General features: G+C 52.8%; 19 protein-coding genes. 11 read left to right on the forward strand and 8 right to left on the reverse strand.

Annotation, left to right across the window (positions count from 1 at the left end; all coding sequences use genetic code 11):
* Positions 1-166: 166 nt before the first annotated feature.
* Positions 167-1,504: an amino-acid N-acetyltransferase gene (gene argA / locus ACS18Q_RS02930; protein WP_014205682.1), complete on the reverse strand. Its 1,338-nt coding sequence runs from the start codon at positions 1,502-1,504 to the stop codon at positions 167-169.
* A gap of 115 nt (positions 1,505-1,619) precedes the next feature.
* Here argA and ACS18Q_RS02935 point away from each other — a divergent pair, with 115 nt between their 5' ends.
* From ACS18Q_RS02935 to csdE, 4 genes are all read left to right on the forward strand, one after another.
* Complete coding sequence (locus tag ACS18Q_RS02935) at positions 1,620-2,135, forward strand: DUF2850 domain-containing protein (RefSeq protein WP_238787706.1); 516 nt, start codon at positions 1,620-1,622, stop codon at positions 2,133-2,135.
* A gap of 70 nt (positions 2,136-2,205) precedes the next feature.
* Positions 2,206-3,321, forward strand: coding sequence for a murein transglycosylase A (gene mltA / locus ACS18Q_RS02940; protein ID WP_441257356.1), 1,116 nt, complete (start codon positions 2,206-2,208; stop codon positions 3,319-3,321).
* Positions 3,322-3,427: 106 nt separating this feature from the next.
* Positions 3,428-4,237, forward strand: a complete 810-nt coding sequence (gene tcdA / locus ACS18Q_RS02945) for a tRNA cyclic N6-threonylcarbamoyladenosine(37) synthase TcdA (RefSeq protein ID WP_024373817.1) — start codon at positions 3,428-3,430, stop codon at positions 4,235-4,237.
* A 15-nt stretch (positions 4,238-4,252) separates the two neighbouring features.
* Positions 4,253-4,684 (forward strand): cysteine desulfurase sulfur acceptor subunit CsdE, encoded by a 432-nt coding sequence (gene csdE, locus ACS18Q_RS02950; RefSeq protein WP_014205677.1) that lies wholly within the window; start codon positions 4,253-4,255, stop codon positions 4,682-4,684.
* Between the two features lie 142 nt (positions 4,685-4,826).
* On the opposite strand, the gene csdA is transcribed toward csdE, so the two are convergent.
* The 4 genes from csdA to ACS18Q_RS02970 form a co-directional block, all read right to left on the reverse strand.
* Positions 4,827-6,038, reverse strand: coding sequence for a cysteine desulfurase CsdA (csdA, locus tag ACS18Q_RS02955; protein WP_441257357.1), 1,212 nt, complete (start codon positions 6,036-6,038; stop codon positions 4,827-4,829).
* Between the two features lies 1 nt (position 6,039).
* Positions 6,040-6,639, reverse strand: a complete 600-nt coding sequence (locus ACS18Q_RS02960) for a DJ-1 family glyoxalase III (RefSeq protein ID WP_014205675.1) — start codon at positions 6,637-6,639, stop codon at positions 6,040-6,042.
* Positions 6,636-7,526, reverse strand: a complete 891-nt coding sequence (panE, locus tag ACS18Q_RS02965) for a 2-dehydropantoate 2-reductase (protein ID WP_441257358.1) — start codon at positions 7,524-7,526, stop codon at positions 6,636-6,638. The genes ACS18Q_RS02960 and panE overlap by 4 nt, the downstream gene beginning before the upstream one ends.
* A 106-nt stretch (positions 7,527-7,632) precedes the next feature.
* Positions 7,633-8,436, reverse strand: coding sequence for a nucleoside-specific channel-forming Tsx family protein (locus tag ACS18Q_RS02970; RefSeq protein WP_158164986.1), 804 nt, complete (start codon positions 8,434-8,436; stop codon positions 7,633-7,635).
* 328 nt (positions 8,437-8,764) lie between these two features.
* Here ACS18Q_RS02970 and ACS18Q_RS02975 point away from each other — a divergent pair, with 328 nt between their 5' ends.
* The 4 genes from ACS18Q_RS02975 to ACS18Q_RS02990 all read left to right on the forward strand — a co-directional run bounded on the left by ACS18Q_RS02975 (position 8,765) and on the right by ACS18Q_RS02990 (position 12,334).
* Entirely contained in the window at positions 8,765-9,343 is a 579-nt protein-coding gene (locus ACS18Q_RS02975; protein ID WP_038152803.1) for an LON peptidase substrate-binding domain-containing protein, read from the forward strand.
* 226 nt (positions 9,344-9,569) lie between these two features.
* Positions 9,570-10,103: a sigma-70 family RNA polymerase sigma factor gene (locus tag ACS18Q_RS02980; protein WP_441257359.1), complete on the forward strand. Its 534-nt coding sequence runs from the start codon at positions 9,570-9,572 to the stop codon at positions 10,101-10,103.
* Positions 10,100-10,768 (forward strand): ChrR family anti-sigma-E factor, encoded by a 669-nt coding sequence (locus ACS18Q_RS02985; protein WP_238819675.1) that lies wholly within the window; start codon positions 10,100-10,102, stop codon positions 10,766-10,768. Before ACS18Q_RS02980 ends, ACS18Q_RS02985 begins: the two co-directional genes overlap by 4 nt.
* A gap of 144 nt (positions 10,769-10,912) precedes the next feature.
* Positions 10,913-12,334 (forward strand): MDR family MFS transporter, encoded by a 1,422-nt coding sequence (locus ACS18Q_RS02990; RefSeq protein ID WP_441257360.1) that lies wholly within the window; start codon positions 10,913-10,915, stop codon positions 12,332-12,334.
* A 145-nt stretch (positions 12,335-12,479) separates the two neighbouring features.
* Here ACS18Q_RS02990 and ACS18Q_RS02995 read toward each other — a convergent pair whose 3' ends face one another.
* From ACS18Q_RS02995 to rdgC, 3 genes are all read right to left on the reverse strand, one after another.
* Positions 12,480-12,734 carry a YfhL family 4Fe-4S dicluster ferredoxin gene (locus ACS18Q_RS02995; protein WP_014205669.1) on the reverse strand — a complete coding sequence of 85 codons (255 nt, stop codon included), beginning with the start codon at positions 12,732-12,734 and terminating at the stop codon, positions 12,480-12,482.
* Positions 12,735-12,736: 2 nt separating this feature from the next.
* On the reverse strand, positions 12,737-14,137 hold the full coding sequence (trhP, locus tag ACS18Q_RS03000; RefSeq protein WP_441257361.1) for a prephenate-dependent tRNA uridine(34) hydroxylase TrhP: 1,401 nt from the start codon (positions 14,135-14,137) through the stop codon (positions 12,737-12,739).
* 156 nt (positions 14,138-14,293) lie between these two features.
* On the reverse strand, positions 14,294-15,208 hold the full coding sequence (rdgC, locus tag ACS18Q_RS03005) for a recombination-associated protein RdgC (RefSeq protein ID WP_014205668.1): 915 nt from the start codon (positions 15,206-15,208) through the stop codon (positions 14,294-14,296).
* A 215-nt stretch (positions 15,209-15,423) separates the two neighbouring features.
* Between rdgC and phoB the strand changes: the two genes are divergently transcribed.
* From phoB to ACS18Q_RS03020, 3 genes are read left to right on the forward strand one after another with little or no spacing between them, the layout of a single operon-like run.
* On the forward strand, positions 15,424-16,113 hold the full coding sequence (gene phoB / locus ACS18Q_RS03010) for a phosphate regulon transcriptional regulator PhoB (RefSeq protein ID WP_004729465.1): 690 nt from the start codon (positions 15,424-15,426) through the stop codon (positions 16,111-16,113).
* A 21-nt stretch (positions 16,114-16,134) separates the two neighbouring features.
* The gene (phoR, locus tag ACS18Q_RS03015) at positions 16,135-17,433 is read left to right on the forward strand and encodes a phosphate regulon sensor histidine kinase PhoR (protein WP_014205666.1); all 1,299 of its coding nucleotides are present in this window, start codon (positions 16,135-16,137) and stop codon (positions 17,431-17,433) included.
* Entirely contained in the window at positions 17,430-18,383 is a 954-nt protein-coding gene (locus ACS18Q_RS03020; RefSeq protein WP_394624282.1) for a PstS family phosphate ABC transporter substrate-binding protein, read from the forward strand. The genes phoR and ACS18Q_RS03020 overlap by 4 nt, the downstream gene beginning before the upstream one ends.
* Positions 18,384-18,438: the final 55 nt, after the last annotated feature.

Genomic DNA, 18,438 nt, shown 5'->3' on the forward strand with positions numbered 1-18,438 from the left:
AAAAAAGCGATCTAAGTCACAAGTGGGCGAATTTTACACAGATCATGGGGTGTTGCAAAGTGGTTATTTTGTAATCATTTTAATGAAAAGGATTGCACAGTTCTGAGTGGCTTAATTTTAGTGATTCATGCTGCTTGTTGGCTAAAAACAAGCAGCATGACAGAACTTAGAGGTTCAAAGTAAGAATTTTTGAGCGGCGTTGGTAGTTGTATAAGCTCTGCTTGGCGATCGGCAGTTTGTCGACGCCCACTTCGGTAAAGCCTTGCTCTCGAAACCAGTGCAAACTGTGGGTGGTGAGCACAAACAGGCGTTGAATCCCCATTTGCTTGGCTTGATGTTTCATGTGATTGAGCAGCAGCAAGCCGCGGTTGCCGTCGCGGTATTCAGGATGAATCGCCACACATGCCATTTCGGCCATGCTCTCATCTTGATACGGGTACAAAGCGGCGCAGCCAATCAGCAGGCCATCTTTATCAATGATGGTGAACTTGTGGATCTCTTGCTCGAGTTGTTCGCGTGAGCGGCGCACCAGAATGCCTTGCTCTTCCAGCGGGCGAATCAGATCGAAGATGCCGCCGATGTCATCGATTTGGGCTTGGCGCACTTGTTCGGCACTCGCCATGACGATTTGCGTGCCGATGCCGTCAAACGAGAACAGCTCTTGGATCAGCGCGCCGTCTTCTTTGTAGCTGACTAAATGGCTACGCGGCACGCCCGCGCGGCAGGCAGCAATCGCGGCGCGTAAAAAGCGCAACGTCCCTGTGGTGTCATCGGCCGTCGGGCTGCTTTCCGATTCCAAACGGGTCACGATTTTCTCGACCTCGGCGGGGAACAGTTCTGCGATGGAGTTGCCGTTTTCATCGATGATGCCTTGTGCGGAACAAAAGCCGATCAGCTTATCGGCTTTTAATCTTATCGCCACTTGGGTCGCCACTTCTTCAGAGAGCAGATTAAAACATTCACCCGTGACCGAACTTGCGATAGGGCCAAGCACCACAATGGAGCCTTGATCGAGCGTGCGGTTGATGCCATCGATGTCAATGCGGCGAATGCGTCCGCTATGGCAATAATCAATGCCGTCATCTATACCTAGAGGTTGAGAGATAACAAAGTTACCACTGACGACGTTAAGCTGAGTCCCCGCCATGGGCGTGTTATTGAGGCTCATCGACAGGCGGGCCGTAATTGCGAGTTGCAACTGGCCGGCGGCCTGCATGACTAAACTTAACGCCTCTTCATCCGTCACGCGAATGCCTTTGTGGTAGGGCGTGGAACGGTTGTGTGTAGCTAGAATCTGATTGATCTGTGGGCGAGCACCGTGAACCAGCACTATTTTGACGCCAAGGCTGTGTAGCAAAGCGAGGTCGCTGATAATGTTTGCGAAATTTTTATCAGCAATTGCCTCACCGCCAACCATCACCACCATGATCTTGCCGCGGTGAGCGTTAACATAGGGCGCTGATTGTCGAAATCCTTTGACGAGGGCGGTACTACGAATTTTCACGGCCTGATATCCAACTTGTTTGTTTAAATATGTCCAAATAATGACTTTTTATTCATCTGGAGACAAGCGGTTTTTTCGGGTTTGATGTAAATTATCGTCCTGACGTTTCAGCGGTATGACCGCGTTGATTTCGATGATGAGTGATGGGATGGCCACGGGGCCACAAACCGACCATTCAGATGAACAGACCATGCAAAAAAGAGGGGCGATCGTGCCTGTGAATGATGAACTTCGTCAGCGTAAACGCAAAGCCGTCGAACGGATTCTGTTAGCCATTGCGGTCATCGGGACGGCACTCGCCATCATGATGTACAGCAATTTATTCAGCCGCGTCGCGGACATGTTATTGCCGCCCAAAAGCGATGTGTACGGGCTTTGGGTGGAGCAGCACGTTGCGCCTTATGCAGCAAAAAAAATTCGTTTGGACGCTAAAGGGGTGGTGATTGAGGGGCGCGTGGTGGCCACGTCGTTTGATTTTAATGGCCGCACGCTTGAATACACCATTGGCACGCGTGAGTTTCAATACAGAATGCTCAATGAAGAGAACACCGAAATGCAGCGCGTGAAACCTGCGTCGCATTACAACCCGACCTTCCAATTGTCAGGAAAACATCAAAAAAACCTCCGTTAACAATTCGACAATTGCGCTTCGCACTGGAGTTTGTCATCCTTTTCGCAAATTAGACAACGGATCAACTCCAGTGATGAAACGCCTTTTCCCCTTCGCCACCGTGGCGCTGCCTTTGACAGTCCTGTTTGGTTGTGCGCAGCCGACCGACCGCGCGCAACAATACCTCGACCATGAATTTCCGCAGACGCTCAATCAAGTGACACAAGTGGCCTCCAACACACCACGCGATTTCACCGCATTTGCCAAGCAGAGTGAGCAAGTGGTCGAGAAGTCGCCATCGATGGCGGCGATTTATGGCCCGCTGTATGAGCAACTCAACGAATGGGTGATGCAAAGTGGAGATCCGGCGGAACTGGCGCAGTTTGGCGTTCAGGCGGCGCAGTTGGGCGGCGGTGACAAAAAAGGCAACGTGCTGTTTACCGGTTACTTTTCGCCCGTGATTGAATTGCGCCATACGCCAGACCCAGAATTCCATTTCCCGGTGTATGGTATGCCCGCGTGTGATGTGGATTGCCCGACGCGCGCGCAGATTTATGACGGCGCATTGTATGGTGAAGGACTGGAGCTGGGATATGCGGCCAATCGCATTGACCCATTTATTATGGAAGTGCAGGGCAGTGGCTTTGTTCATTTTGGCGATGATGACACGCTGGAATACTTTGCCTACGCTGGGAAGAACAACAAGGCTTATGTCAGCATCGGCCGCATTCTGATTGAACGCGGGTTGGTGGCGCGTGAACATATGTCGCTGAAAGCGATCAAAGACTGGGTGCTGGCCAACGATGACGAGACAGTGCGAGAGCTGCTGGAACAAAACCCGTCGTACGTGTTTTTCCAACCGCGCGCCGCAGCGCCCGTGACAGGCAGCGCCGGTATTCCGCTATTGCCAATGGCTTCTGTCGCTGGCGACCGTTCGCTGTTCCCGATGGGCACGCCGATTCTGGCCGAAGTGCCGCTGCTCAACGCTGATGGCACGTGGTCGGGCGCGCATCAGCTGCGTCTGCTGATTGTGCTCGATACCGGCGGCGCGGTGAAACAGAACCATCTTGATTTGTACCACGGCATGGGGCCGCGCGCGGGCACTGAAGCGGGTCACTACAAGCATTTCGGCCGCGTGTGGAAACTGGGGCTGGAAAACTCTCCGACACAAGCGCCTTGGGCTCTGCCGCCAGAGAAGTTACAATAGCCCGCGGTCAGCTAGACTTTTTCGAAAAGAGTGCGTATAAATCGCACTCTTTCTTTTTGTGAACCTTATCATTGCGGATTAACGATCCCGATTTTGGATGATGAACATGCGTGAACTCGATACTCCAGCCTCAGACAGTTACAACCAGCGTTTTGGTGGTACCCGCCGTTTATACGGCCATTCTGAAGTCGATATTTTGCGAGCGGCGCATGTGTGTGTCATCGGCATCGGCGGGGTCGGGTCTTGGGCGGTGGAAGCACTGGCGCGTACCGGCATTGGCGAACTGACGCTGATTGATATGGACGACGTGTGTGTGACCAACATCAATCGCCAGATCCATGCGCTGAGCGGCAACGTCGGCAAGAGCAAGATTGAAGTGATGGCAGAACGGGTGAAACTGATTAACCCAGAATGCAAAGTCAATTTGATTGACGATTTCATCACGCCGGACAATCAGCATGAATACCTGAGCAAAGAGTTCGATTACGTGCTGGATGCCATTGACAGCGTGAAAGCCAAAGCGTCGTTGCTGGCGTACTGTCGCAGCAATAAAATCAAAGTGATCACCACCGGTGGTGCGGGCGGTCAGACCGATCCCACTCAAATCATGGTCGCGGATTTGACCAAAACCATTCAGGATCCGCTGGCGAAGAAAATCAAAGATCGCCTGCGTCGTTTCCATAACTTCCCGACCAATCCGGCGCGTAAGTTTGGGATTGACTGCGTCTTTTCAACTGAGCAGCTCAAATACCCGCAAGCGGATGGCAGCGTGTGCGCGGTGAAATCGACCGCAGAAGGTCCGAAACGCATGGATTGTGCCAGCGGTTTTGGCGCAGCCACTGTCGTGACGGCAACCTTTGGCTTTGTGGCGGTCTCACGCATTGTTGAAAAACTGATTCAGAAACACAGAAAATAAATAGGCAGGGTTGTTATGTCTCGCTATCCCACATCTCCGTTTGGCCGTGAAATCACCAGTGAACAGATCGCCGCAACCATGCAGTCGCTGCATGGCTGGGAAGATCGCTATCGTCAGGTAGTGCAGTGGGGGAAAAAACTGCCTCAGATGCCTGATGAGCTGAAAAGTGAACAGGTGACGGTCTCGGGCTGCGAGAGTCTGGTGTGGCTGGTGGGGGAGCCGCGCGAGGGCGTCTGGCATTTCTGCGCAGATTCGGACGCGCGCATCGTGCGCGGTTTGATTGCGATTGTCATGGCGGCGTTTGACGGAAAAACAGCGGCTGAGATTCAGGCGTTCGACATCAATGATTATTTTGACCGACTGGGGTTAATTGCCCATTTGAGCCCATCACGCGGCAACGGTCTGCGCGCCATCGTCGAGCAGATTCAAACCATGACGCACGCATAACCGATGTTGCCCCTCAGCGCGTTCAAAGCACCTTTTATCGCTTGAACTCGCTTTCCTCACGTCATGTTTTTTTAATCGATCCCATCAAAATAGCCGCATCGTGATGCGGCTATTTTAGTCCGTGAGGCCATGCCCTCACGACTTACAGAATATCGACCGCTTTTTCGATGGCGGCAATCAAGCGTTCAACGTCCTGCGCTGAATTATAAATACCAAACGAAATTCGCACGGTCCCCGAGACGCCAAACGCATCCATTAATGGGTGCGCACAATGATGCCCTGCGCGCACGGCGATGCCTTGTTGATCGAGCAAGGTGGCCAAATCCTGATGGTGCACCCCATCCATCACCAGACTCAGAATGCTCGCCTGAGGCTGATAACCCAACACGCGAATGTCGTCCATTTGGCTCAGGGCTTGATAGGTAAGCGTCTGCAAGTGATGTAGATGCGCTTCCACGTCTTGGCGCGCAAATTGGCTGTACCAATCAATCGCGGCTTTGAGTGCAATCGCGCCAGCCACGTTGGGAGTGCCCGCTTCAAATTTCCCAGGTAAGCCCGCGTATGTGGTGCCGCTGAACGACACTTTCTCGACCATTTTGCCACCACCGTGCCACGGTGGCATCGCCTCCAGTAATGCTGGCTTGCCGTACAACACGCCAATGCCGGCGGGCGCATACAGTTTGTGACCAGAGAAAACATAAAAGTCGGCATCCAGCGCGGTGACGTCCACCGCTTCATGCACAATGCCTTGCGCGCCATCGACCACCACAACGGCGCCCACTTGATGCGCGGCAGCGATCACCGCTTCAATTGGCTGACGGGTACCCGTGACATTGGTGATGTGGGCCAGCGCAACTATTTTACAGCGTGGTGAGAGCAATGCATGGAATGCGTCGAGGCCAAATCCACCATGGTCGGTCATCGGTACTTTGACGACGCGGGCGCCGGTTTGCTCGGCGACCATTTGCCACGGCACGATGTTGGCGTGGTGCTCGGTTTCGCTGACCAAAATCTCATCGCCCGCTTGAAGCGTGCTGCGCGCGTAGGTTTGTGCGATCAAGTTCAGCGCTTCAGTCGCGCCGCGTGTCCAGACAATACTGTGACTGCTCTGCGCGCCAATGAACTGCGCCACTCGGTCGCGCGCCGCTTCAAACTGGCTGGTGGCTTGCGCCGTCAGGCTGTGACTGCCGCGGTGTACGTTGGCATTGTGCGCGCTGTAGTAATGGGCGATCGCATCAATCACGACTTGCGGTTTTTGCGTGGTCGCGGCGCTGTCGAGATAGACCAGCGGCTGCTCATTGACCGATTGATCGAGGGCGGGAAATTGCGCGCGAATGGCGGCGATATCTAACATGTTACTCTTCACCCAGCTTTTCGTAATTGAGCTGCGGCAGCGCCACTAATGGTAGCGCCACTTCGCGGGCCAGGGCTTTGCCGGACAATTGCACGATGATTTCGACGGCAAACTCCAACGCGGTGCCCGGCCCTTGGCTGGTGAGCAGGTTGTTGTTGACGTCAAAGGTCACACGACGGTTGCGCCACAGGTCTTGCGGAATATGACTTTGAAAATTGGGGTGACACGTCATCAGTGCGCCCGGGTAGATATCGTGGTGTTGTAGCACCACGGCCGGAGAAGCGCAGATCGCGGCCACCAAGCGACCATCGTATTTTTGCTGTTTGATTACTTCCATCAACAGGGGGCTGTCGCGAAAGTTTTCTGCGCCGCCCACGCCGCCGGCTAAAACCACGGCGTCGAATTCGTCGTCGGCGACATCCACCAGCTTGTGTGCTGCGGTTAAGATGACGCCGCGTGACGCAGTCATGCTCAATTGGCCGTCGAAATCAGCGCTGGCGACAACCACCTGATAGCCCGCGCGGACCAGAATATCAATAATGGTCACGGCTTCCATCTCTTCAGTGCCCGGTGCGATCGGGACCAGAATTCGTTTTGTCATGATTGTGTCCAACTTTGTTCGATTGATTGAATGTGTTGATAAAGTGCCTGATTGGCTGGAACGGCGATGCCGTGGTGCTGCGCTTTGCGCACCACGTAGCCGATAATAAAGTCTATCTCGGTTCGCCGCTGATGAACAATGTCCTGATGCATCGAGGAGCGATTGGCGGCGGTTGCATGGATCACGCGGTCGACCGTCGATTTGAGTGCGGCGCTTTCTACCGGGATCTGTTCGGCCTGCATCACGCACACCACTTCGGCGATGATTGCGTCTAAGGTGTGACGAAATTCAGGCTGCGCCAGCTCACCATTGGTGATGTGATGAATCGCGGTGAGCGGATTGATGGCGCAGTTGACCGCCAATTTTTGCCACAGTGCGTGTTCAATGTGTGGGTGCCAGACGGCAGACGGCAGTGCGTGATGGAGCACATCGGCCATAAAGCGGCACTGCGCGCCGAGCGGATTCAAAGCGCCGAGTTGCGTTTGTCCCATGCCGGTGTGTTTCACTGTGTGAGCGGAAGTCTTCAACGCGCCGTGTGTGGTGGTGGCCAGCAGGACAGGGAACGTGCTCAAGTGCTCAGCAAGATCATCCAAGGCGCCCATGCCATTGTGCATAAACAGCAGCAGCGTTTCGGGGGCGATGTGTGCCCAGATGGGGTGCAGCGCGGCGGCCACTTGCCATGCTTTGACGGTGACCAGTAATACATCGGCGTCGCGCAAAGCGCTGACTTGGTTGTAGGCAAACTCGATACAAGGCGCTTCATCGAGCTGAAGTGCCCAGTGAGCGTTGTTGCCTGTGCCCCACAGGGACACCTGATGTCCGGCTTGGTGCAAAGCGCAAGCCCATAAGCTGCCGATAGCACCCGGGCCGACGACCACGATATTCATTGAATCTGCTTTGGTTGAGGGTTTGCGCTAAGGATAATGCGCAGCTTGCTGAAAGCAATAAAAAAGGCGCCCATCGGCGCCTTTTCTGCGTAACTGCAAGTCAGAATTAGAACTTGTAAGTTACAGATACGTAGTGACCAAAGCCAGTTGACTTCAGAGAGTCAGAGTCTTTGATACCGTAAACATCTTTGTAGCCTTTCAGGCCGTAACCCACTGCAAAGCGGTCTGAGTGCCAGTAGATACCGTTGAACATCGCGCCGCCGTTGCTTGAAGATGCGAACTCATTTTTCATGCCGAATTGGTAATCGATGTAACCTTGGTAAGAGATGAATGAACCGTTTTCAAAGAAGTAGAAAGGTTTGAACCAGTTAGTAGCAAAGTGGTAACCGTTCCACTCTTTACCGTCGCCATCCCAAGTTGCGTACAGGTTTACGCCAATTTTGCCCAACCAAGGAACCATCACGTCTGAACCCAGACCGATTTTTTGGTTGTTTACTGCGTATGAATCTGAGTGGTTAGTTGCGCCGTCCCACTCGATCAGAGACGCAATGTACAGCTCTTGTACTGGACCGAAAGACAGGTCTTTACCAGTCAGTGCGTCCAGAGACATACGTGGAGCAAATTTCATGAAGATTTTGCTGCCTGCAGTCGCTTTGTCGCTGCTTGATTTGCTTGCTAGGTTGAATACGTCAACGTAGCCGTACAGGTCGAAAATTCCCGAGCGACCACCAAACTCCATCTCCATGTAGTCGTGGCTAGACTCGCCTGGCAGTTCGTCAAACGCACCCATCAAGTTGAATTGCATCCACTTGTAATCGTTTTTGTGGATATCGCCATCTGAATAGTCTGCTGCCATTACTGGCGCTGAAGTAGCCGCTAGAAGGCTAAGAGCTAAAAGTGATTTACGCATTAGGGGACTCTCTATGGTTGTATTAATTCAGAAGAGCAATGATTCCTTGCTGCTTCCAATTGGCCGGAATGATAGCGACTAAATTCTCAATTAAAAGTGATAAAGGGTGCAAAAATAATCAAACTTGGTGATCTACTTCACATGTTCAAATAAATATTACGGAACTTTTTGGGGTTTCATTTTGTTGCATTTTTATTGTGATTTAGATCGTTAATTTTCAGCCTGTGTCAGAGTTTTAAGCCGATCGATTAACCAACAAAATTAGTAAGTGATCGCAGAAAACGCCAATTTCGTAGACAGAAAAAACACTTGGAGACAGGTATTTGGCATGGAAGAGATTATGTTATTCCCGCTTAGTTCGATTGTTTTGCCCGAAGGGAAGATGAAACTGCGCATTTTTGAGCCCAGATACAAACGCATGGTGGCGGAGTGCAGCAAAGCAAACAGCGGATTTGGCATGTGTTTGTTTGATAGCAAAGTGAAAGGAAATGCAAATCCACTTTCTGAATTTGGTACGTGGGTAAAAATTGTTGATTTTGAAACACTTGGTGATGGCTTGCTGGGGGTTACGGTGGTGGGCATTAAGCGCTTCTCAATTCATAAGGTGCGCGTCGAGTACGACGGCTTGCGCCGCGCGAAGGTGGAGTGGCAGCCAAGCTGGCCAACACAGGCGCTGGACGAAGACGACCTGTTCCTCAGCCATCATTTGCAAAAATTGTATCAGGAGTTTCCGCAGATTGGTGAACTGTATCCCCATTGCTTTTTTGATGATGCCAGCTGGGTGGCGCAGCGCTGGCTGGAACTGCTGCCGCTGTCGAATCAGCAGTTTGATTCACTGGCTCAATTTGCCGATTGTCGTCATGCGTTGTCGTTTTTAACGCAGACCATTGAGGCCTATGACGAATAAGTGAGACGCTTGAACCCTCACAGGGAACTTGAACTCCCGATGGGGCGTTTGGCGTACGATCGATTGGGGCGCACTATCTATACTGATAACAGTGATCGAATCTGCTGCACGCCCGTACAAGGTGACGTGAGGTGACAGACGGCCCAATATTGGGTCGCGAAGGACAGGACATCCTATGACGAGTGTGAATCCACAAACTTTCAGCCGGCAGGACTGGACTGTGTGTATGGACAAAGTGAAGCTGCATGACAAAGAGGCGTTTGCGCTCGTGTTTCACTTTTTCTCGCCGCGCCTGAAACAATTTGTTTATAAGCATCTGGGCAATGAACAAGTGGCGTTGGAATTGGTGCAAGAGACGATGGCCACGGTGTGGCAAAAGTCGCATCTATTTGACGGTCACAAAAGTTCGTTATCAACTTGGATCTACACGATTGCGCGCAATTTGTGTTTTGACCTGCTGCGCAAGCAGAAAGGCAAAGAGCCCCATGTACTGGCGGAGGACATCTGGCCCAGTGATTTTTGCCCGCCGGATCTGGTGGAACATTACGCACCGGAGCATGAAATGCTGAAAGAACAGGTGCTGAAATTTTTGGATACGCTACCGGAAGCGCAGCAGAAAGTGGTGCGAGCGGTGTATTTGGAGGAGCTACCTCATCAGCAGGTGGCGGAGATGTTTAACATTCCTTTGGGTACGGTGAAATCTCGCCTGCGTTTAGCGGTAGAAAAACTTAGAACTTCAATCGATGCGGAGCGGTTATGAGCTACCATCCTGATCTTCAATTGCTCGAAGCCTATGCGGAAGGCTCAATTGACGCAACCCACGGCTTGGCTGTGGCCACTCATTTGGAAATGTGCCCCCATTGTCGCCATCAGGCAAGGCAGTTGGAGGAACAACATGGCGAGGCGCTACTGAGCACCGAAGCGATACCGAACGACGAATCGAATTGGCAGCACATGCTGAGCCAGATCACGGCAAGCGACGTCCATCCAGCCGCCAAGCCGCTGCGCAGCAAACCGGTGGTGGTGTCGGTGAATGGCCGCCGCATTCCGGTGCCGCGTTCGCTCAAGCGACTGGTGTCGCCACACGCCAAATGGCGCAGTTATGGCGGAAAGGTGTTTAGTTTGCCCCTGCATCATGATGACGATGTTCACATGAACCTGATGTACATCAGCGCTGGTGTCAGTATTCCTCAGCACACCCATCGCGGGTTGGAATCCACATTGGTGCTGCACGGGGCGTTCAGTGATGAAGATGGTCATTATGATGCAGGCGATTTCTTGCAGCGTGATGCCTCGATTCGTCATTCACCGCAAACCGCGTTGCAGCAAGATTGTTTGTGTTTGACGGTGCTGACGCAGCCGATGGTATTTACTCAAGGGGTGGCGCGCATCTTCAATCTGTTCGGTAAGGGGCTGTATCCCTAATCGAACGCTCAATGGTTCTACCTTACTGAGTGCTTTCTTTCGGCCACCTTCGGTGGCCTTTTTTTACACAGGACAACACTTTTCTGGCATGGGGAGGAGGCGTTCAGTGTATGATGGCGACGTTTTCACCACTTAGATGCCGTTATGTCACAGCCCGTTGATAAAAAAACCTTTCTGACGATTTTTACTACCGTCTTTTTGCCGATGTTTTTGGCTGCGGTGGATCAAACGCTGCTCGCCACCGCGACGCCTGCGATGGTGCGCGATCTGGGCGATATGCAGCTCTCTTCTTGGATTGCGGTCGGCTACATGTTGGCGGGCGCCGCGTCTGTGCCGGTGTATGGCTGGCTCGGTGACCAATATGGGCGCAAAAAAATGCTGGCCATTGCGCTGAGTATTTTTGGCATCGGCTCCATCGTGTGTGCGTTGGCGGTCAATATGCCGCTGTTGGTCGCAGGCCGCATTGTGCAGGGCTTGGGCAGCGGCGGGTTGATGAGTCTGTCGCAAGCCTTGATCGGTGAGCTGGTACCGCCGCGTCAACGAGCACGCTTCCAAGGCTATTTTTCAGCGCTGTTTGCTCTGGCGAGCATCGGCGGGCCGGTGCTTGGCGGGGTCATCGTGACCTATTTGACATGGCATTGGTTGTTCTGGATTAACTTGCCGCTGGTCGGCTTTGCGCTCTATCGCTTATCGAAACTGCAATCGACGCAAGAGCACGCCAGCAAAACGCGCATTGATATTCTCGGGCTGGTGCTATTTCCGAGCTTGATGACGGTGATCATCTACTGGCTGTCGGCCGGTGGGCATTACTTTGCTTGGGATTCTCGCATGAGCTTTGGATTGCTTGGGCTTTTTGCCGTCTTGGTGGTGCTGTTTTTGATTCAGCAGAAACGGGTGAAGCAGTCGTTTCTGCCGTTGGCGTTGCTGGCAAAACGAGAAATCCATATTCCGCTCATCTCCACGTTTTTGTTTGCGTCGTGTCTGTTTGCGCTGGTGTTTTTCTTGCCAATTTTCTTGCAGGTGGGGTTGGGCGTTAGCGTGGCGCAATCGGGCATGTTGATGATTCCGCTTTCGGCTGGGGTGATTTGTGGCTCGTTTATCACCGGTAAAGTGATTGCCCGTACTGGTGTGCCGAAGTGGGTGCCGGTGTGCGGAATGTCGATCAGTTCAAGTGCATTTTTTGCTTTGGCAATGTTGGATTTAAGCCCATCGATTGTCAGCGCCATCGGCTTTTTCTGCTGTTTGGGGCTCGGCAGCATCATGCCTTCGACACAAATTACGATTCAAACCATTGCTGGCAAAGCGAGTTTGGGGCGCATTACGTCAATGGCCGGGTTGTCGCGTTCGTTGGGAGCGTCGGTGGGGACGGCGGTGTTTGGCACGCAGATCTATTCGCAGATCCCGGGATTCAATGCGCAAAGCTCGCTGACGGCCCTGCTCGACACGCCACGCGATGTGATTATTGATGCGTTCCAAACCGGCTATTTGCTGGCGGCAGGATTGGCGTTCTTGTGTCTGCTCAATGCCCTGCGTGCGCCACGGATTCAGTTGGATGACTACAGCTAAGCGCTGGTGGTGAATACGGCGCTCATCTAGCCATAAACTGAGTGCTGCCATCAACAGTGCCGTCATCAACAATGCAACCATGAAAAATGCAGCTATATAAAAATAGAGCAATAAAAAAACGGCCCGGTGAGGCCGTTTTTTTGTCTCAGGCGAGTCCCTGAATGATGACGAACTTTTCTAACAGCTGTTCGTCCGTTTCAATGTGCGCTGGATCGGTGATGATACAGTTGGTGATCGGGCACACTGACTCACACGTGGGCTTGTCGTAGTGGCCTTTGCACTCGGTACACAAATCCGGGTTGATCTCGTAGATGCTGTCACCCATCGAGATCGCGCCGTTCGGGCACTCCGGCTCGCACATGTCACAGTTGGTGCATTTACCTGTGATTAGCAGTGCCATAATTATTTGCCTGTTGGGTTACGGGTATCCTGACCAGCATTAAGGTTGCGCATCAGCAGGCCGTATTCCAGATCCATGTCCTGAGGAACGGGGATGAACACGAAGTGGCCATTGCCTTTCGCGTCGTCGGTTGCTTCGCCTTTGCGGTTTTCCATCGCTTCTAGCGTGAACACCACGTTGCCTTTTGGTGTCATCAGCTCGAGGCTATCGCCAATGATGAACTTGTTCTTCACTTCGACTTCGACCATGTCGCCACGGCGTTTGCCCGTGAACTCACCCACGAACTGCTGCGCGTCGGATACAGAGTAGCCGTAATCGTAGTTTTGGTATGCGTCGTGCGTGTGACGACGAAGGAAACCTTCGGTGTAACCACGGTGCGCCAAGCTTTCCAGCGTGCCCATCAGCGTGTCATCAAATGGTTTGCCAGCGACAGCGTCATCAATCGCTTTACGGTAAACCTGCGCGGTACGTGCGCAGTAGTAGAACGATTTAGTTCGACCTTCGATTTTCAGCGAGTGCACACCCATCTTCGTCAGACGTTCCACGTGTTGAACCGCACGCAGGTCTTTCGAGTTCATGATGTAAGTGCAGTGCTCATCTTCAAACGCGGCCATTTTTTCTTCTGGACGATGGCTTTCAGACAATAGCACCACGTCGTCGATTGGCTTGCCACGACCGATGGTGGTTTCAGGGCGCTCTTCCTGCACTTCAATCGCTTGTGGCGCATTTGGATCGAACTCTTCCACGATCTGACCTGCGTCGTCTTCTTTGCCTTTCTCAACTTTGTATTCCCAACGGCAAGCGTTGGTGCACGTGCCTTGGTTCGGGTCACGTTTGTTGATGTAGCCAGACAGCAGGCAACGACCTGAGTACGCCATGCACAGTGCGCCGTGTACAAACACTTCCAGTTCCGTTTCTGGGCAGTGCTCGCGGATCTCTTCGATCTCTTCCAGTGACAGCTCACGAGACACGATCACGCGCTCTACGCCGTTTGCTGCCCAGAATTTGACGGTCGCCCAGTTCACTGCGTTCGCCTGTACTGACAGGTGAATCGCCATATCCGGGAACGCTTCACGCACCATCATGATGAGGCCAGGGTCTGACATGATCAGCGCATCCGGGCCCATGTCAACCACAGGTTTCAGATCGCGAATGAAGGTTTTGAGTTTTGAGTTGTGCGGTTGAATGTTGCACACCACGTAAAACTTTTTGCCCAAGGCATGCGCTTCGTTAATACCGATTTGCAGGTTTTCGTGGTTGAATTCGTTGTTACGCACGCGAAGGCTGTAACGCGGCTGGCCAGCGTAAACGGCATCGGCACCGTATGCGAACGCGTAACGCATGTTTTTCAGGCTGCCTGCTGGTGACAGCAGTTCAGGGACGAAAGTTTTTTCAGTAGACATTGCTTGTATTCTCAATCTGATCTCAAGTCAGGCCAATACCACCTGATGGTATTGGAAGGGGCGCAAATTTTACGCCAAAAGAGGGCGCATGACCAGTTGAGATTGCAAGCAAACATCAGGCTTGGTCGTGAGACGCAAGCCTGATGAGGGAAGGGGTTACGCGTCAGCGTGTGGCAGGCCACCAAGCGCGTTGAACAGATCCGGCAGGAACACCGCAAATTCACCACACATTAGTGAGAAATCGGCATCGAAACGCGCAGCTTGATCTTCACGAGGAATGTCTTCGTTTTGATCTTTGAGTTCATCGCTGAATGCCAGACGTTTCAGGCTGCAATCTTCCGCCAGAATAAAGCTGATGCGATCTTGCCAGTTGATGGACAGCTTGGTCACCACCTTGTTGGCGGCGATGTGGCTCAGAATCTCATCGCTCGACAGCTCTTGTTTCTTGCAACGTACGGTAGCGCCATCATCGAGAATCGATTTCAGCTCTGCTTCGTCCAGCAAGTTAAAGCCTTGTGGCAGATTGCCTTCTTTGACCCATTCGGTCAGTGTGGTTTCGACTGCGACTTCTGGAATCGCAGGGACAACAGGCAGGCTACCCATGGTTTTACGCAGCAGCGCTAGGACGTCTTCGGCTTTTTTGTAGCTGCTGGCATCGACCAGAATCAGGCCCTGTTTGGGCATGATCAGCACTGGGGTCAAGTGGCTGCGGCTAAACGCACGTGGCAGCAGATCGACAATGATGTCTTCTTTGATATTGTCTTTTTCTTTCTTTTTCAGCGGGCGACCTTCTTCGGCTTCCATCGCTTCCACTTTGGCGTTCAGTGAGTCTTTGATCACCGACGCTGGCAACATTTTTTCTTCTTTCTTGGCACAGATGAGAATGCGGTCTTCGCTGACGTGAGTCATCATGTCGCCATGTCTGCCCATCGCATGCACCCAGCCAAACTTCTGTTTATCCTGGCTGCCACATGGCGTGAAACGGAACTCAGCCAGTTGTGTTTCCAGCTGATCGGCATTGAAGTCAATCTCGCGGTTCACGCGATAAACCATACAGTTTTTAAACCACATATCTATTTCTTTTCCTTGTTCGAAAGCCCCACATCATAGGGGATTTCAGCGCTAAAGTCTTACCTCAAATTCAAAATTCCGTGATTGATACAACTGAGATAGAACGATGAATTTGATAAGAAAGTTATATTAAAAATTGTTTTCAATGGTCACAAAAGTGTCATAATCATTTCTCATAATGCGTAGCGTTGATTAAAAATAAAGGTTATTCAATTATGTCTAGAAGGATTCTGGTTGTTGAAGACGAAGCGCCGATTCGTGAAATGCTGTGTTTCGTGCTTGAGCAAAAAGGTTACCAGGCCGTGGAAGCAGAGGATTATGATACTGCCGTCAACAAACTGGCTGAACCCTTCCCTGATCTCGTTCTGTTAGATTGGATGTTACCTGGCGGTAGTGGCATCAACTTCATCAAACATATGAAACGCGAAGAGCTGACACGCAACATTCCGGTAGTGATGCTCACGGCGCGGGGTGAAGAAGAAGACAAAGTCCGCGGCCTTGAAGTGGGTGCAGACGACTACATTACCAAACCTTTCTCGCCTAAAGAGCTGGTGGCTCGCCTCAAAGCGGTGATTCGCCGCGTGACCCCCACGGCACTCGAAGATGTCATTGATGTGCAAGGTCTGAAACTGGATCCCGTGTCGCACCGTGTCACGGCCAACGACGCACCACTCGATATGGGCCCAACCGAATTTAAAATGCTGCACTTCTTTATGACCCACCAAGAGCGTGTGTACAGCCGCGAACAACTGCTGAACAACGTATGGGGCACCAATGTGTATGTGGAAGACCGCACGGTCGATGTGCACATTCGTCGCCTGCGTAAAGCCCTCGAAGAAGCGGGTCACGACAAGCTGATTCAGACCGTGCGCGGCGCGGGCTATCGTTTCTCAACCAAAGCGTAAGAGGATCCACTGCGAAGTATTATGGTTGAACGGTTAACTTGGAAAAAGCTGGCCTGGGAGCTGGCTTTTTTTTACCTGCCATGGATTGTGGTCGGGTGGATATTTGGATACATGCCGTGGTTGCTGTTGGCAGCCACGGCGTTGCAGCTTGTGTGGCATCTGCACAACCAAATGCGCCTCTCGGCGTGGTTGTGGGATGAAAAGCGACTGACACCGCCGTCGGGGTCCGGCAATTGGGAATACCTGTTTAACGGCATTTATCGTTTGCAGCAGCGTCAGCGCAAAAAGCGCAAAGAGTTAACCAACCTGATTCGCCGCTTTCGCAATGGGGCGGAATCGCTGCCCGATGCGGTGGTGGTGTTTCGCGGTGAAGGCAATATCGTGTGGTGCAACCGTCTGGCGCAGCATCTGCTGGGGTTTCGTTGGCCGGACGATGCCGGGCAGCCGATTTCCAACTTGATCCGCACACCGGATTTCATCAAATATCTGCAAAAAGATGACTTCACTGAGCCGTTGGAGATGCGTTCTCCGCTCAATGTGGAGCGCTCCCTTGAACTGCGTATCGTGCCGTACACCGAAGGCGAACACCTGATGGTGGTGCGCGACGTGACCCAACTGAAACAGTTGGAAGGCATGCGCCGTAACTTCTTTGCGAACGTGTCGCACGAGCTACGCACACCGATGACGGTGCTGCAAGGTTATCTGGAAATGACCGAAGATCCGGACATGCTGGTAGGGCCGATGTGGGGCAAAGCGCACGGCGTGATGACCGAGCAGCTCAACCGCATGAACAGCTTGGTCAATCAACTGCTCACGCTGTCGAAGATTGAAGCGGCGCCGATGCATGAATTGGAAGATGTGGTCGATGTACCGGCTATGCTCGAAGTGTTGGAAAAAGAGGCGGTGAGCCTTAGCGGTGACGATCAGCATCAGCTCAAGTTTGACATCGATAAGCAGCTGCGCGTGCTGGCCGATGAAGATCAACTGCGCAGCGCCATTTCCAACTTGGTCTATAACGCGGTCAAATACACGCCGCCGGGCGCAGAAATTAACGTGCGCTGGTTCCAAACGCCGCAGGGCGCCTGTTTGGAAGTGGAAGACAAAGGCGATGGCATTGAGCCGCAGCACCTGCATCGCCTTACCGAACGTTTTTATCGCGTCGATAAAGCGCGCTCGCGCGATACCGGCGGCAGTGGCTTGGGGCTGGCGATTGTGAAACACGCCTTGTCCCACCATGATTCGCATCTCGAGATTAACAGTACCGTGGGCGTGGGGAGCCGCTTCTCGTTTGTGCTGCCTAAGCGTCTGGTGGTGAAATGATGTGGCGTCTCACCCTCGTACTTGCCGCGTGGCTGGGTTGGGTTTCGCAAGCGCAGGCCGATGAGCTGCCGGAGTATCACAAACACACTGGTGTGGCGGGCAGTTTGCTCTCGGTGGGGTCCGACACGCTGGCGGGCATGACGACGCTGTGGGTCGAAGAATTTAAATCGATTTATCCGAACGTCAACGGTCAAGTGCAAGCGTCCGGTTCGGCCACCGCTCCTCCCGCGCTGGCTGAAGGCACCGCGCAGTTTGGGCCGATGAGCCGCCCGATGCGCACGCGAGAAATTGAAGCGTTTGAACGCACACATGGCTACAAACCAACCGCGCTGCGCGTCGCGATTGATGCGATCGGCATTTTCGTCCATCGAGACAATCCCATCCAAGGGCTCAACTTTACTCAGCTCGACAGCATTTTTTCTTCCACACTGCGCTGCGGCGCGAACCACTCTGTGACCACGTGGGCGGAACTTGGTTTGCCCTATGAATGGGCGCGGCGGGGCATTCAACTCTTTGGGCGCAACTCGGTGTCCGGAACTTACGGTTACTTTAAACAAAATGCGCTGTGTGGCGGCGATTTCAAACGCAACGTCAACGAGCAACCGGGGTCGGCATCGGTGGTGCAGTCGGTGGCGTCATCCATCACCACGCTAGGCTATTCCGGCGTCGGGTATCGCGTTTCGGGTGTGAAATTGATCCCCATTGCGCGCCGAGGCACCGACTATGTCGAACCGAGTCATGCCAATATTCTGTCGGGCAAGTACCCGTTGTCGCGTTATTTGTATGTCTACGTCAACAAACATCCGACACGGCCGCTGACGCCCATTGAGCGCGAATTCATTCGCTTTATCTTCTCCCAACAAGGGCAATCGTTGGTGGCCAAAGATGGTTATCTTCCGATCTCGCCCGAGTTTGCTCGTGAAGAGCTTGCCAAAGTTGGGATTGAATGACATGAAAAAGCCAGCATCGCGCTGGCTTTTTCATGTTGAACAGATTGGCTGATTT

The sequence above is a fragment of the Vibrio sp. Vf1514 genome, assembly GCF_052076135.1.
In the GTDB taxonomy this organism is placed as follows: Bacteria; Pseudomonadota; Gammaproteobacteria; order Enterobacterales; family Vibrionaceae; genus Vibrio; species Vibrio furnissii.

Coding starts and splice junctions, on each gene's coding strand:
- ACS18Q_RS02935 (WP_238787706.1), top strand. CDS start 1,620: ATGACCGCGTTGATTTCGATGATGAGTGATGGGATGGCCACGGGGCCA.
- tcdA (WP_024373817.1), top strand. CDS start 3,428: ATGCGTGAACTCGATACTCCAGCCTCAGACAGTTACAACCAGCGTTTT.
- csdE (WP_014205677.1), top strand. CDS start 4,253: ATGTCTCGCTATCCCACATCTCCGTTTGGCCGTGAAATCACCAGTGAA.
- csdA (WP_441257357.1), bottom strand. CDS start 6,038: ATGTTAGATATCGCCGCCATTCGCGCGCAATTTCCCGCCCTCGATCAA.
- ACS18Q_RS02960 (WP_014205675.1), bottom strand. CDS start 6,639: ATGACAAAACGAATTCTGGTCCCGATCGCACCGGGCACTGAAGAGATG.
- panE (WP_441257358.1), bottom strand. CDS start 7,526: ATGAATATCGTGGTCGTCGGCCCGGGTGCTATCGGCAGCTTATGGGCT.
- ACS18Q_RS02970 (WP_158164986.1), bottom strand. CDS start 8,436: ATGCGTAAATCACTTTTAGCTCTTAGCCTTCTAGCGGCTACTTCAGCG.
- ACS18Q_RS02975 (WP_038152803.1), top strand. CDS start 8,765: ATGGAAGAGATTATGTTATTCCCGCTTAGTTCGATTGTTTTGCCCGAA.
- ACS18Q_RS02980 (WP_441257359.1), top strand. CDS start 9,570: ATGGACAAAGTGAAGCTGCATGACAAAGAGGCGTTTGCGCTCGTGTTT.
- ACS18Q_RS02985 (WP_238819675.1), top strand. CDS start 10,100: ATGAGCTACCATCCTGATCTTCAATTGCTCGAAGCCTATGCGGAAGGC.
- ACS18Q_RS02990 (WP_441257360.1), top strand. CDS start 10,913: ATGTCACAGCCCGTTGATAAAAAAACCTTTCTGACGATTTTTACTACC.
- ACS18Q_RS02995 (WP_014205669.1), bottom strand. CDS start 12,734: ATGGCACTGCTAATCACAGGTAAATGCACCAACTGTGACATGTGCGAG.
- trhP (WP_441257361.1), bottom strand. CDS start 14,137: ATGTCTACTGAAAAAACTTTCGTCCCTGAACTGCTGTCACCAGCAGGC.
- rdgC (WP_014205668.1), bottom strand. CDS start 15,208: ATGTGGTTTAAAAACTGTATGGTTTATCGCGTGAACCGCGAGATTGAC.
- phoB (WP_004729465.1), top strand. CDS start 15,424: ATGTCTAGAAGGATTCTGGTTGTTGAAGACGAAGCGCCGATTCGTGAA.
- phoR (WP_014205666.1), top strand. CDS start 16,135: ATGGTTGAACGGTTAACTTGGAAAAAGCTGGCCTGGGAGCTGGCTTTT.
- ACS18Q_RS03020 (WP_394624282.1), top strand. CDS start 17,430: ATGATGTGGCGTCTCACCCTCGTACTTGCCGCGTGGCTGGGTTGGGTT.